General features: G+C 70.6%; 12 protein-coding genes. 2 read left to right on the top strand and 10 right to left on the bottom strand.

The features are described 5' to 3' along the window. Nucleotides 1–30 precede the first annotated feature (30 nt). Genes carB through pyrR form a run of 5 tightly spaced genes read right to left on the bottom strand, consistent with a single transcriptional unit; the run spans nt 31 to nt 7,279 of the window. Nucleotides 31–3,348 carry a carbamoyl-phosphate synthase large subunit gene (gene carB / locus JHY01_RS10830; RefSeq protein WP_205325648.1) on the bottom strand — a complete coding sequence of 1,106 codons (3,318 nt, stop codon included), beginning with the start codon at nt 3,346–3,348 and terminating at the stop codon, nt 31–33. Beyond that, the gene (gene carA / locus JHY01_RS10835) at nt 3,341–4,474 is read right to left on the bottom strand and encodes a glutamine-hydrolyzing carbamoyl-phosphate synthase small subunit (protein WP_205325649.1); all 1,134 of its coding nucleotides are present in this window, start codon (nt 4,472–4,474) and stop codon (nt 3,341–3,343) included. Before carA ends, carB begins: the two co-directional genes overlap by 8 nt. After that, the gene (locus JHY01_RS10840; RefSeq protein WP_205325650.1) at nt 4,471–5,769 is read right to left on the bottom strand and encodes a dihydroorotase; all 1,299 of its coding nucleotides are present in this window, start codon (nt 5,767–5,769) and stop codon (nt 4,471–4,473) included. Before JHY01_RS10840 ends, carA begins: the two co-directional genes overlap by 4 nt. Further along, on the bottom strand, nt 5,766–6,686 hold the full coding sequence (locus JHY01_RS10845) for an aspartate carbamoyltransferase catalytic subunit (protein ID WP_205325651.1): 921 nt from the start codon (nt 6,684–6,686) through the stop codon (nt 5,766–5,768). The genes JHY01_RS10840 and JHY01_RS10845 overlap by 4 nt, the downstream gene beginning before the upstream one ends. Next, the gene (gene pyrR, locus JHY01_RS10850; protein ID WP_307814375.1) at nt 6,683–7,279 is read right to left on the bottom strand and encodes a bifunctional pyr operon transcriptional regulator/uracil phosphoribosyltransferase PyrR; all 597 of its coding nucleotides are present in this window, start codon (nt 7,277–7,279) and stop codon (nt 6,683–6,685) included. Before pyrR ends, JHY01_RS10845 begins: the two co-directional genes overlap by 4 nt. Nucleotides 7,280–7,551: 272 nt before the next feature. Here pyrR and JHY01_RS10855 point away from each other — a divergent pair, with 272 nt between their 5' ends. Further along, entirely contained in the window at nt 7,552–8,052 is a 501-nt protein-coding gene (locus tag JHY01_RS10855; protein WP_205325653.1) for a transcriptional regulator, read from the top strand. Nucleotides 8,053–8,119: 67 nt separating this feature from the next. On the opposite strand, the gene nusB is transcribed toward JHY01_RS10855, so the two are convergent. Beyond that, on the bottom strand, nt 8,120–8,563 hold the full coding sequence (gene nusB, locus JHY01_RS10860) for a transcription antitermination factor NusB (protein ID WP_205325654.1): 444 nt from the start codon (nt 8,561–8,563) through the stop codon (nt 8,120–8,122). Nucleotides 8,564–8,565: 2 nt separating this feature from the next. Next, entirely contained in the window at nt 8,566–9,123 is a 558-nt protein-coding gene (gene efp, locus JHY01_RS10865; protein ID WP_205325655.1) for an elongation factor P, read from the bottom strand. Nucleotides 9,124–9,251: 128 nt separating this feature from the next. Between efp and JHY01_RS10870 the strand changes: the two genes are divergently transcribed. Continuing rightward, complete coding sequence (locus JHY01_RS10870) at nt 9,252–9,626, top strand: hypothetical protein (RefSeq protein WP_205325656.1); 375 nt, start codon at nt 9,252–9,254, stop codon at nt 9,624–9,626. Here JHY01_RS10870 and aroQ read toward each other — a convergent pair. Genes aroQ through aroC form a run of 3 tightly spaced genes read right to left on the bottom strand, consistent with a single transcriptional unit; the run spans nt 9,590 to nt 12,746 of the window. Then, the gene (aroQ, locus tag JHY01_RS10875; RefSeq protein WP_205325657.1) at nt 9,590–10,015 is read right to left on the bottom strand and encodes a type II 3-dehydroquinate dehydratase; all 426 of its coding nucleotides are present in this window, start codon (nt 10,013–10,015) and stop codon (nt 9,590–9,592) included. The genes JHY01_RS10870 and aroQ overlap by 37 nt on opposite strands. Next, nucleotides 10,012–11,568, bottom strand: a complete 1,557-nt coding sequence (gene aroB / locus JHY01_RS10880) for a 3-dehydroquinate synthase (RefSeq protein WP_205325658.1) — start codon at nt 11,566–11,568, stop codon at nt 10,012–10,014. Before aroB ends, aroQ begins: the two co-directional genes overlap by 4 nt. Then, the gene (gene aroC / locus JHY01_RS10885; protein ID WP_205325659.1) at nt 11,568–12,746 is read right to left on the bottom strand and encodes a chorismate synthase; all 1,179 of its coding nucleotides are present in this window, start codon (nt 12,744–12,746) and stop codon (nt 11,568–11,570) included. Before aroC ends, aroB begins: the two co-directional genes overlap by 1 nt. Nucleotides 12,747–12,779: the final 33 nt, after the last annotated feature.

The raw sequence follows: 12,779 nt of genomic DNA on the forward strand, positions 1-12,779 counted from the left end.
AGGCACGGCTCGCAAGCTTCGCCATGGGATTCAGACGGCCGTTTCGCTGCCGCGCAGGCGCTGGTGCAGTTCCTGGAGCGAGGCGACGCGGATCTCACCGCGGGAGGCCGATTCGATGGCCTGCGTGGCGGCGGCCGCGCCCTGGATGGTCGTGACGCAGCTGACGTCGGCGACGACGGCGGCCGAGCGGATCTCCCAGCCGTCGGTACGGGGGCCCGAGGAGGCCGAGGGCGTGGTGATGACCAGGTCGATCTCGCCGGAGGCGATGAGGCTGACGGCGTCCACGGCTTCGCCGGAGCTGTGGCGGGCGACGGGCGTGAAGTCGATGCCGTGGCGCTTGAGGACCAGGCCGGTGCCTTCGGTGGCGTAGACGGTGAAGCCGAGGTCGACGAGGCGGCGCACCGGGAAGACGATGGCGCGCTTGTCGCGGTCGGCGACGGACACGAAGACGTTCCCGGAGGTGGGCAGCTTGCCGTAGACGGCGAGCGTGGCCTTGGCGAAGGCGAGGCCGAAGGACGAGTCGATGCCCATCACCTCGCCGGTGGACTTCATCTCCGGGCCGAGCACGGCGTCGAGTCCGGCGCCTTCGACGGTGCGGAACCGCTTGAAGGGCAGGAGGACTTCCTTGACCGAGATCGGGACCTCGGGTCCGGCGTCGGAGCCGTCGCCTTCGGGCAGGAGCAGGCCTTCGCCGCGGAGCTCGGCGATCTGGGCGCCGAGGGCGATGCGGGCGGCGGCCTTGGCGAGCGGCACGGCGGTGGCCTTGGAGACGAACGGGACGGTGCGCGAGGCCCGCGGGTTCGCTTCGAGGACGTAGAGCTGCTCGTCCTTGAGGGCGTACTGGACGTTCATGAGGCCGCGCACGCCGATGCCGAAGGCGAGCTTCGCGGTGTAGTCGCGGATCTGCTCGATGACGGTGGCGCCCAGGGTGATGGGCGGGAGCGCGCAGGAGGAGTCGCCGGAGTGGACGCCGGCCTCCTCGATGTGCTCCATGATGCCGCCGAGGTAGAAGTCGGTCCCGTCGCAGAGGCAGTCGACGTCGATCTCGATGGCGTCGTCGAGGAACCGGTCGATGAGGATGGGGTGCTCGGGGCTGGCCTCGGTGGCGCGGGAGATGTATCCGGCGAGGGTGTCCTCGTCGTAGACGATCTCCATGCCGCGCCCGCCGAGGACGTACGACGGGCGCACGAGCACGGGGTAGCCGATCTGGGCGGCGACCTCGCGGGCCTCCTCGTAGGAGGTGGCGGTGCCGCCGGCGGGGGCCACGAGGCCGAGTTCGTCGAGGAGGCGGCCGAAGACGCCGCGGTCCTCGGCGCTGTGGATGGCCTTCGGGCTGGTGCCGACGATGGGGAGTCCGGCGTCCTGGAGGCGTTCGGCCAGGCCGAGCGGGGTCTGGCCGCCGAGCTGGACGACGACGCCGACGACGCCCGGTCCGCCCGCGGCGCGGCCGGACTCGTTCTCGGCCTGGTAGACCTCGGTGACGTCCTCGAAGGTGAGCGGCTCGAAGTAGAGCCGGTCGGCGGTGTCGTAGTCGGTGGAGACCGTCTCGGGGTTGCAGTTGACCATGATGGTCTCGTAGCCGACCTCGCGCAGGGCCTGCACGGCGTGGACGCACGAGTAGTCGAACTCGATGCCCTGGCCGATGCGGTTGGGGCCGGAGCCGAGGATCATGACCTTGGGCCGGTTGGAGGGCGCGACCTCGGTCTCGTCCTCGTAGGTCGAGTAGTGGTAGGGCGTGTGGGCCTCGAACTCGGCGGCGCAGGTGTCGACGGTCTTGTAGACGGGGCGCAGGCCGAGCCGGTGGCGCAGGCGGCGCACGCCGGCCTCGCCGGCGAGCTCGGGGCGCAGGGCCGCGACCTGGGCGTCGGAGCATCCGGCGCGCTTGGCGCGGCGGAGCAGGGCCTCGTCGACGACGGCGGCGTTCTCGATCTCGCCGCGCAGGTCGATGAGCTGGGCGACCTGGTCGAGGAACCACGGGTCGATCTTGCAGGCCTCGTGGACCTCCGCGATCGTCGCGCCCAGGCGCAGCGCGCGTTCGGCGGTGTAGAGGGTGCCGTCGTGCGCGGTCTTCAGCGCCTCCATGGTGTTCTCGAGGGTGGCGCCCTCGGGGTCGGGGCGGGTCCAGAACCCGGCCTGCTTGGTCTCGGTGGAGCGCAGGGCCTTCTGGAGGGCCTGCTGGAAGGTCCGGCCGAGGCTCATGGCCTCGCCCACGGACTTCATGGTGGTGGTCAGGGTCGGGTCCGCGCCGGGGAACTTCTCGAAGGTGAAGCGCGGGACCTTGACGACGACGTAGTCGAGGGTGGGCTCGAACGCGGCCGGGGTGGCCTTGGTGATGTCGTTCGGGATCTCGTCGAGCGTGTAGCCGATGGCGAGCTTCGCGGCGATCTTCGCGATCGGGAAGCCGGTGGCCTTCGACGCGAGCGCGGAGGAGCGGGAGACGCGCGGGTTCATCTCGATGACGATCATGCGGCCGGTGGCCGGGTCGATCGCGAACTGGATGTTGCAGCCGCCGGTGTCGACGCCGACTTCGCGGAGGATGGCGATGCCGACGTCGCGCATGTGCTGGTATTCGCGGTCGGTGAGGGTCATCGAGGGGGCGACGGTGACGGAGTCGCCGGTGTGGACGCCCATGGGGTCGACGTTCTCGATGGAGCAGACGACCACGACGTTGTCGTTGTGGTCGCGCATGAGCTCGAGCTCGTACTCCTTCCAGCCGAGCACGGACTCCTCGATGAGGACCTCGGTGGTGGGGGACTCGGCGAGGCCGTTCCCGGCGATGCGGTCGACGTCCTCCCAGGTGTGGGCCATGCCGGAGCCCAAGCCGCCCATGGTGAAGGAGGGGCGGATGACCACGGGCAGGCCGAGGTCTTTGACCGTGGACCGGACCTCGTCCATGGAGTGGCAGACCGCGGAGCGCGGGACCTCGCCGCCGACCTTGAGGACGACCTCCTTGAACTGCTGGCGGTCCTCGCCGCGCTGGATGGCGTCCATGTCGGCGCCGATGAGCTCGACGCCGTACTTGGTGAGGATGCCGGCCTCGTGGAGGCCGACGGCGGCGTTGAGGGCGGTCTGGCCGCCGAGGGTCGCCAGGATCGCGTCGGGCTTCTCCTTGGCGATGATCTGCTCGATGACCTCGGTGGTGATCGGCTCGACGTAGGTGGCGTCGGCGAACTCGGGGTCGGTCATGATCGTGGCCGGGTTGGAGTTGACGAGGGTGACGCGCAGGCCCTCCTCGCGGAGCACGCGGCAGGCCTGCGTGCCGGAGTAGTCGAATTCGCAGGCCTGGCCGATCTGGATGGGCCCGGACCCGATGACCAGGATGTGCTTGAGGTCTTCGCGCTTAGGCATGGGTCGGCGCCCCTTCTTGCTGCTGAATGAGTTCGATCAGTCGGTCGAACAGGTAGTCGGCGTCGTGCGGCCCGCCGGCGGCCTCGGGGTGGTACTGCACGGAGTAGGCGGGCACGTCGAGGCAGGTGAGGCCTTCGACGACGTCGTCGTTGAGGCAGATGTGGCTGACTTGGACGCGGCCGAAGTCGGTCTCGAAGAACTCGCCGCTCTCAGGGGCCCGGAGCGCGAAGCCGTGGTTGTGGGCGGTGATCTCGATCTTGTGGGTGTGGCGGTCGAGTACCGGCTGGTTGATGCCGCGGTGGCCGAACTTGAGCTTGTAGGTCTCCAGGCCCAGGGCGCGGCCGAGGATCTGGTTGCCGAAGCAGATGCCGAAGACGGGGACCTTGCGGCGCAGCAGTTCTCGGGTGAGGGCGACCTGGTGGTCGGCGGTGGCGGGGTCGCCGGGGCCGTTGGAGAGGAACACGGCGTCGGGGCGGCCCGACAGGAGCTGGTCGACCTCGGCGTAGGCCGGGTAAACGGTGGTCGTGATGCCGCGCTCGGCGAGGCGGCGGGGCGTGTTCCGCTTGATGCCCAGGTCGAGGGCGGCGACCGTGTACCGGGGTTCCTTGGCCTGGTAGGTGTAGGGCTCGGAGGCGGTGACGGCGCCGACGTGGTTGGCGCCGGCCATGTGCGGGGTGGCGCGCACCTTCTGGAGGAGCGCGGCCACGTCGGTGTCGCGGGAGGAGATGCCGACGCGCATGGCCCCGGCCTCGCGCAGGTGGCGGGTGAGCGCGCGGGTGTCGACGCCGCAGATGCCCACGACGCCCTGGGAGGCGAGCTCGTCCTCGAGGCCGCGCTCGGCGCGCCAGTTCGAGGCGATGCGGGAGGCGTCGCGCACGACGTATCCGGCGACCCAGATGCGGCGGGACTCGTCGTCCTCGTCGTTCCAGCCGGTGTTGCCGATCTGCGGGGCGGTCTGGGCGACGACCTGCCCGTAGTAGGACGGGTCGGTGAGGGTCTCCTGGTAGCCGGTCATGCCGGTGTTGAAGACCGCTTCGCCGAAGGTCTCGCCGACCGAGCCGTAGGCCTCGCCGCGGAAGACGCGGCCGTCCTCGAGGACGAGGATCGCTGGTGCTCTGCTGCTCATTCGGACATCTCCTCTTCGATTTTCCCGTTCAGCACGGTGGCGCGTCCGCGGAGGAACGTCGCCTGGACGGTCACCGGGAGTTCCATCCCGGCGTAGGGGGTGTTGCGGGACAGGGACGCGAGGCCCTCGGGCACCACGGTCCAGGTCGCGGAGGGGTCGACGAGGGTGAAGTTCGCTTCGGCGCCCGGCTGCGGGTCGCGGCCGTGCGCTTCGAGGCCCGCGATGCGCGCGGGGGTGCGGGAGGTGCGCTCGGCGAGCACGTCCCAGTCCACGGCGGAGGGTCCGCCGAGGGCGAGGACGCTGATCGAGAGCGCGGTCTCGAGCCCGAGCATCCCGGGGCGGGCCGCGGCCCATTCGCATTCCTTGTCCTGCGGGGCGTGCGGGGCGTGGTCGGTCGCGACGGCGTCGATGACGCCCTCGGCGAGCGCCGCGCGCAGGATCGCGATGTCGGCTTCGCGGCGCAGCGGCGGGTTGACCTTGTAGACCGGGTCGTAGGAGCGCGCGGCCTCGTCGGTGAGGAGGAGGTGATGCGGGCAGACCTCGGCGGTCACGTTCGCGCCGCGGGCCTTGGCCTCGCGGATGATCGCCACCGAGCGGGCGGTGGAGACGTGGCAGAAGTGGACGCGCGCGCCGGTGTACTCGGCGAGGAGCACGTCGCGGGCGATGATCGCCTCCTCGGCGACCGCGGGCCAGCCGGGCAGGCCGAGCTCGGCCGAGACGGCGCCCTCGTTCATCTGGGCGCCTTCGGTGAGCCGCGGCTCCTCGGCGTGCTGGGCGACGAGCCCGTCGAAGGTCTTCACGTACTCGAGCGCGCGGCGCATGAGCACCGGGTCGTGCACGCAGTGGCCGTCGTCGGAGAACATGCGGACCTGCGCGGCGGACTGGGCCATCGCGCCGATCTCGGCGAGCCGCTTGCCTTCCAGGCCGATCGAGACGGCGCCGATGGGCTGCACGTCGGCGTACCCGGCGGCGCGGCCGAGCGCGGCGACCTGCTCCACGACTCCGGCGGTGTCGGCCACGGGGTAGGAGTTCGCCATGGCGCACACCGCGGTGTAGCCGCCCTTGGCCGCGGCGCGGGTGCCGGAGAGGACGGTCTCGGCGTCCTCGCGGCCGGGCTCGCGCAGGTGGGTGTGGAGGTCGACGAGGCCGGGCAGGAGCACCAGGCCGTCCGCGTCCACGACCTCGGCGTCCTTTGCGGACAGCGAACCGATCTCGGCCACCCGGCCGTCGCGGACGAGGACGTCCTGTCGTCCCCTGCCGATGATGTCGGCGCTCTTGATGAGCAGATCGGTCACTTGCTCTCTCCGTTCGTCAGCAGGAGGTAGAGGACGGCCATGCGGACCCACACGCCGTTCGTCACCTGCTCGGTGATGGTGGCGCGGGGCGAGTCGGCGACGGACGCGGCGATCTCCATGCCGCGGTTCATCGGGCCGGGGTGCATGACGATCGCGTGGTCGGGCATGAGCGCGAGGCGGCGCTCGTCGAGTCCGTAGAGGCGCGCGTACTCGTTCGCGGTGGGGAAGAACGCGGCGTTCTGTCGCTCGCGTTGGACGCGGAGCATCATCACCGCGTCGACGCCCTTGAGGCTGTCGTCGAGGTCGTAGCCGATCTCGACCGGCCAGTCGTCGATGTCCTTGGGCAGCAGGGTGGGCGGGCCGACGAGGCGCACGTTCGCACCGAGCTTGGTCAGCAGCCAGATGTTCGAGCGGGCCACGCGCGAGTGGAGGATGTCCCCCACGATCGCCACGGTGCGGCCCTCGACGCCGCCGAGGCGGCGCTGCATCGTGTAGGCGTCGAGCAGGGCCTGTGTCGGGTGGGCGTGCGTGCCGTCCCCGGCGTTGAGCACCGCGCCGTCGAGCCATTCGGTGAGCCGCTGCGGGGCCCCGGCCGCCGGGTGGCGGATGACGACCGCGTCGGCGCCCATGGCCTGCAGCGTGAGCGCCGTGTCGCGCAGGCTCTCGCCCTTGTTGACGCTCGAGGTCTTGGCCGCGAAGTTCACGACGTCGGCCGAGAGCCGCTTGGCGGCGGTCTCGAAGGAGGTGCGGGTGCGGGTGGAGTCCTCGTAGAAGAGGTTCACGACGGTGCGCCCGCGCAGCGCCGGGAGCTTCGGGACCTCGCGGCCGGTGACGGCCTCGGCCATCTGCTCGGTGACGTCGAGGATGAGCTCGGCTTCCTCGCGGGTGAGTTCCTTGGTGGTGAGCAGGTGCTTCATCGCTCTCGTCCTCCGGTCAGGATCACGGCGTCCAGACCGTCGTACTCGTTGAGGCGCACGGCCACGGACTCGTCGCGCGCGGTGGGGATGTTCTTGCCGACGTAGTCGGCGCGGATCGGCAGCTCGCGGTGGCCGCGGTCGACCAGGATGGCGAGCTGGACGCTCGCGGGCCGGCCGAGGTCGTAGAGCGCGTTGAGCGCGGCGCGCACGGTGCGGCCGGAGTAGAGGACGTCGTCGACGAGGATGATGCGCTGGTCGTCGACGCCGCCGGGCGGCAGCTCGGTCGGGCCGAGGGGCCGGAGCGCGTTGCGGCGCAGGTCGTCCCGGTAGAGCGTGATGTCGAGGGTCCCGGCGGGGACGTCGAGGTCGGCGAAGCGGCGGATGCGTTCGGCGAGCCGGCCGGCCAGCGCCACGCCGCGGGTGGGGATGCCCAGGAGCATGGTGTCGGGGGCGCCCTTGGTCTTCTCGAGGATCTGGTGGGCGATGCGGTCGAGGATGCGGCCGATGTCCTCGCCCGAGAGAATGTGCTTGCCTGAAAGGCCGTGCTTGCCCGACGGGTCGTCCTCTGGCTGCCTGAGGGCAGGGGAAACCACGCGAACCTCCTTCTCCGCCTCACTGGACGGTCTGTTAAAGAACGGTTTCGTCGCGGGCCATGCTACGCCGCCCGTGACGGAGCGTAAAGGCGGATCCCAAAAGTGCGGGGTCGGTAGCTGCATGGATGTCGCGTTATATAGGGTTTGCCGGGCGGTTGCGAGGGGTTCACGCGACGAAGAACACTGTTTGAGGGCACCCCACCGGCCGATGGTCACCGACCGTAGTCAACAATAGGATTCCTCTCGTACCGAAAATTGGAGTTGATCCCAGCATGGCGACATCTGACTACGCCAAGGCGCTCGGCAACCGGCTGCGTGACATCCGCATGCAGCAGGGGCTGTCGCTGCAAGGCGTCGAGGACAAGTCCGGCGGCAAGTGGAAGGCCGTCGTCATCGGTTCCTACGAGCGGGGCGACCGGTCGATCACCGTCAGCCGCCTCGCCGAGTTGGCCGACTTCTACCGGATCCCCGTCTCCGAGCTGCTTCCCGAGGGCGTGCCGCTCCCGGTCGAGCAGGCGGAGAAGATCGTCCTCAACCTCGAGGCGCTGTACGACCACCCTGACTCCGACCTGGAGCACGTCGCCAAGCTCGCCCGCTCCATCCAGCAGCGGCGCGGCGACTACAACGGCCGGATCCTCTCGATCCGCGCCGACGACCTCTACACCCTGGCCGTGGTCTACTCGACCACGCCTTCGGGCCTGATCGAGAAGCTCGAGGACTTCGGCGTCCTCGTGCACGACCTGCAGGCGTTCTTCGCCTCGGACGCCGAATAGGCGCTTAGCGACAAGGCGACGGCCGGGCCCCGGATCGGGGGGCCCGGCCGTCGCCTTGTGCCTGAAGCTATGCGTCCCTGGCGGCGGCGTCGAGGACGGCGTTCACGAACGACGTGTCGTCCGAGGAGCCGATCTGCAGGGCCACGCGCATGGCCTCCTTGATGGCGACGGCCGTGTCGACGTCGTCCACGTGGCGGATCTCGTAGAGGGCCACGCGGAGCACGTTCCGGTCGACCGCGGGCATCCGCTCGACCGACCAGCTCGTGGAGGCCTTGCCGAGCACGGCGTCCAGTTCGTCCAGGTGCGAGGCGACGCCGCGCACGAGCTGCTCCGCGTACGCCGGAAGGCGCGGGGCCTCCGGGTCCTTGAAGGCCCGGTCGGCGCGCTCGGCGAGGACCCGGGAGGGCTCGGTGTCGCGGCTCTCGGCTTCGTACAGGATCTCGACGGCCCGCATTCGCCACTTGGTGCGGGCGGTGAGCCGGTCAGGATTGCTGTTGCTCTGGGTCGCCACGCCTATGCCCGGGAGAGGTACTTGCCGTCGCGGGTGTCGACCTTGATCTTCTCGCCGTTGTCGATGAAGAGCGGGACGAGCACCTGCGCGCCGGTTTCGACGGTGGCGGGCTTGGTGCCGCCGGAGGAGCGGTCGCCCTGAAGACCCGGCTCGGTGTAGGTGATGGTGAGCTCGACCGAGGCCGGGAGCTCGACGTAGAGGACCTTGCCGTCGTGCTGGGCGACGGTGGCGTCGGAGTTCTCGAGGAGGAACTTGGCGGCGTCGCCCACGACACCAGGGCCGACCGGGATCTGGTCGTAGGTGTCGGTGTCCATGAAGACGAAGTCTTCGCCTTCTTTGTACAGGTAGGTCATGGTGCGGCGGTCGACGTTCGCGGTCTCGACCTTGGTGCCCGCGTTGAAGGTCTTGTCGACGATCTTGCCCGAGGGGATCTGCTTGAGCGTGGTGCGCACGAACGCCGGGCCCTTGCCGGGCTTGACGTGCTGGAACTCCTGCACCTGCCAGAGCTGGCCCTCCAGGTTGAGCACCAGGCCGTTCTTGAGGTCGTTCGTGGATGCCACGGGCGTTCGTCTCTTTCGATAGAGGTTCAGTCTTGACCGACCAACAATGGTAGCGACCGGTGTCGGAGGTCCTCCGGGCAGGCGAGGCCCCTGTGGCCCCAGGCGCAGCCGGGCCGCACTACACAGGCTTGACACACGTCGCCGCCGCCGGTCCTCTGCTCACCGCCTGCGAGGACGAACCCGCCCCGTCCGCGTCGATCCAGGACCGCCACGAACCCGGCACCGCCGGCGGCGACGTCCTCATCACCGGCGCCCTCGTCTTCGACGGCGAGCGGTTCACCGGGCACGACAGCGTCCTCGTCCGCGGCGGACTCGTCGCCGAGGTCGGCCGCGGCCTCGCCGCCGACGTGCCCGCGTTCGACGCCGGGGGGCGGGTCCCGCTGCCCGACCTCATCGACGCCCACGCGCACCGATCGGGGTCGAACGCGCACGCGTCGACCTCGAGCCCGCCTGACGAGGCGGCGGCTCAACGGTGGGCGATGAACCCGAGCGCCGCGACGTAGCCCTGGGCGCCGAGGCCCGCGATGACGCCGACCGCGTGGGCCGACACGTACGAGTGGTGCCGGAACGCCTCGCGCTTGTGGACGTTCGAGAGGTGGACCTCGATCAGCGGCGCAGTGAGCTGGGCGCACGCGTCGCCCACGGCGACAGAGGTGTGCGTCCAGGCTGCGGCGTTGAGGACCACCGGGTACCCGTTGTCGGCGGCCTCGTGCAGCCACTCGAGGAGTTCGCCCTCGTGGTTGGTCTGCCGGAAGTCGACCTCCAGGCCCAGTTCCTTACCCGTGGTCGCGCACAGCCCTTCCAGGTCGGCCAGCGTCTGCGAGCCGTAGATCGCGGGCTCCCGCTTGCCGAGCCGGTTCAGGTTGGGGCCGTTGAGCACGAGGACCTTCATGCGGTCAGCATCTCATAGGCCTCGCGCTGCTGCTCGACGGTCACGTCGTCGACGACCACGGGCTTCGCCAGCGCGTCGAGGAGCACGAACCGCTGGGTGGCGCCGACGTTCTTCTTGTCGATCTTCATGACTTTGAGGATGTCGTCCCAGCGTCCGGCGTCGTAGGTGGTGGGCAGGCCGATCGATTCCAGCACCTGCTTGGTGCGGTCGACGAGGTCCACGCGGCCGGTGATGGCGTTCAGGTGCGCGGCATAGACCATGCCCACGGCGACGGCGTCGCCGTGGCGCCAGCGGTAGTGCTCGAGCTTTTCGATGGCGTGGGCGAAGGTGTGCCCGTAGTTGAGGATGGCGCGGCGGCCGCCTTCTTTGAGGTCGGAGCCGACGACTTCGGCTTTGACGGCGATGGCGCGCTCGACGAGTTCGGCGACGACCGGGCTCGATGCGTCCAAGGCCGCTTCGGGGTCGGCTTCCAGAAGCGTGAGGATGACCGGGTCGGCGATGAACCCTGCCTTGACGACCTCGGCGAGGCCGGCCGCGAGGTCGCGCTTCGGCAGGGTGGTGAAGTGGTCGAGGTCGACCAGCACCGCGCGGGGCGGGTGGAAGGCGCCCACGAGGTTCTTGCCCGCGGCGGTGTTGACGCCGGTCTTGCCGCCCACGGCCGCGTCGACCGCCCCGAGCAGCGAGGTCGGGACGTGCACGACGGCGACGCCGCGCAGCCAGCAGGCCGCGGCGAACCCGGCGAGGTCGGTGACCGCGCCCCCGCCGACGCCGACGACGAGGTCGGTGCGGGTGAAGCCTTCGGCCCCGAGGGCTTCCCAGACCTGCTCGGCGACGCCGACGGTCTTGCCGGCCTCGGCGTCGGGCAGCTCCATGAGGGTGGCCTCGACGTCGTCGGGACACAGCGCGCCGACGCGTTCGGCGAGCGGCGCGGTGCTCGCGGTGTGGAGCACGGCGACCCTCGAGGCCTTGCCGAGGAACTCGGGCAGGCGGTCGGTGGTGCCGCGTCCGATGAGGACCGGGTAGGGGGTTTCGGCGTCGCGCACCTCGACCGTGCGCGTCGCGAGGCGGGCTTTGATCTCCGCGGTCAGGTCGTCCACGTCTCTTCCGGTGGTGTCGATCGCGATGGTCTCGACCTCGCGGTAGAGCGGCAGCCGCTCGTCCATGAGGCGGCGGAGGGTGGCGCGCGGGTTCACCTGCAGGAGCGGGCGGCCCTTGTCGATCTCGGTGCGCTTCACCGCTTCGCCGAGGTCCACGCGCAGGTGGACGACCGTGAGGTCGGCGAGGAGCTTCCGGGTGGACTCGGCGAGGACGGCGCCGCCGCCGAGCGCGAGGACGCCGTCGTGCTCGGCCACGGCCCGCCGCACGGCTTCGCGTTCGAGAGCGCGGAAGTGCTCCTCGCCTTCGTCCACGAAGATGTCCGGGATCGGCTTGCCCGCGGCGTCGGCGATGTCGGCGTCCACGTCGCGGAACGGGGCGTCGAGCGCCGCGGCCAGCGCGCGGCCGATCGTGGTCTTGCCCGAGCCCGGGGGCCCGACGATGACGACGAGCGCCATTACTTCACCCGCAGGTGTTCGAGGTACTGCTCGAAGTTGCGGCGGGATTCGGCGAGGGAGTCGCCGCCGAACTTCTCCAGGGCGGCCTCGGCGAGGACGTACGCGACCATGTGCTCGGCGACGACGGCCCCGGCGGGGACCGCGCAGACGTCGGAGCGCTGGTTGATCGCCTCGGCGGCTTCGCCGGTGACGGTGTCGATGGTGCGCAGCGGGCGCGTGAGCGACGAGATGGGCTTGAGCATCGCGGAGACGCGCAGCGGCTGGCCGGTGGTGATGCCGCCTTCGAGGCCGCCGGCGCGGTCGGTGAGGCGTTCGACGCCGTGCGGTCCGGCGACGATCTCGTCGTGGGCGGAGGAGCCGCGCACCGCGGCCTGCATGAGGCCGTCGCCGATCTCGACGGCTTTCACCGACTGGATCGACATGAGCGCGGTGGCGAGGCGGGCGTCGAGCTTGCGGTCCCACTGGACGTGGGAGCCGAGGCCGGGCGGGAGGTGGTAGGCGAGGACCTCGACGACGCCGCCGAGGGTGTCCGCGTCCTTCTTGGCCGCGTCCACTTCGGCGACCATGCGGGCGGAGGCCTCGGGGTCCATGCAGCGCAGCGGGTCGGCGTCGACGGCGTCGAAGTCGGCCGGGGTCGGCACGAGGCCGTCCTTGGCGCGGACGGGGCCGAGGGCCTTGACGTGGGAGACGATCTCGATGCCGAAGGCCTGCTTGAGGAAGGCTTTCGCGGCGGTGCCGCCGGCGACGCGGGCGGCGGTCTCGCGGGCGGAGGCGCGCTCGAGGATCGGGCGGGCGTCCTCGTGGTCGTACTTCTGCATCCCGGCGAGGTCGGCGTGCCCGGGGCGCGGTCGCGTGAGGGGGGCGTTGCGGGCTATCCCTGCGAGTTCGGCCGGGTCGACGGGGTCGGCGGCCATCACGGTCTCCCACTTGGGCCACTCGGAGTTGCCGACGCGGATGGCGATCGGCGAGCCGAGGGTGCGGCCGTGGCGGACGCCGCCGATGAAGCTGACGGCGTCGGCCTCGAACTTCATGCGTGCGCCGCGGCCGTAACCGAGGCGGCGGCGGGCCAGTTCGGCCGCTACCGCGTCGGTGGTGAGCTCGATTCCGGCGGGCAGGCCGTCGAGCGTGACCACGAGTTCGGGTCCGTGAGATTCTCCAGCAGTCATCCATCGCAACACGCCGTCAAGTCTGCCACCCGGTCTGATGTGATC

Origin of the sequence: Glycomyces sp. YM15 (assembly GCF_016918015.1) — a bacterium.
Classification (GTDB): domain Bacteria; phylum Actinomycetota; class Actinomycetes; order Mycobacteriales; family Micromonosporaceae; genus Glycomyces.

Coding starts and splice junctions, on each gene's coding strand:
- carB (WP_205325648.1), bottom strand. CDS start 3,348: ATGCCTAAGCGCGAAGACCTCAAGCACATCCTGGTCATCGGGTCCGGG.
- carA (WP_205325649.1), bottom strand. CDS start 4,474: ATGAGCAGCAGAGCACCAGCGATCCTCGTCCTCGAGGACGGCCGCGTC.
- JHY01_RS10845 (WP_205325651.1), bottom strand. CDS start 6,686: ATGAAGCACCTGCTCACCACCAAGGAACTCACCCGCGAGGAAGCCGAG.
- JHY01_RS10855 (WP_205325653.1), top strand. CDS start 7,552: ATGGCGACATCTGACTACGCCAAGGCGCTCGGCAACCGGCTGCGTGAC.
- aroQ (WP_205325657.1), bottom strand. CDS start 10,015: ATGAAGGTCCTCGTGCTCAACGGCCCCAACCTGAACCGGCTCGGCAAG.
- aroB (WP_205325658.1), bottom strand. CDS start 11,568: ATGGCGCTCGTCGTCATCGTCGGGCCCCCGGGCTCGGGCAAGACCACG.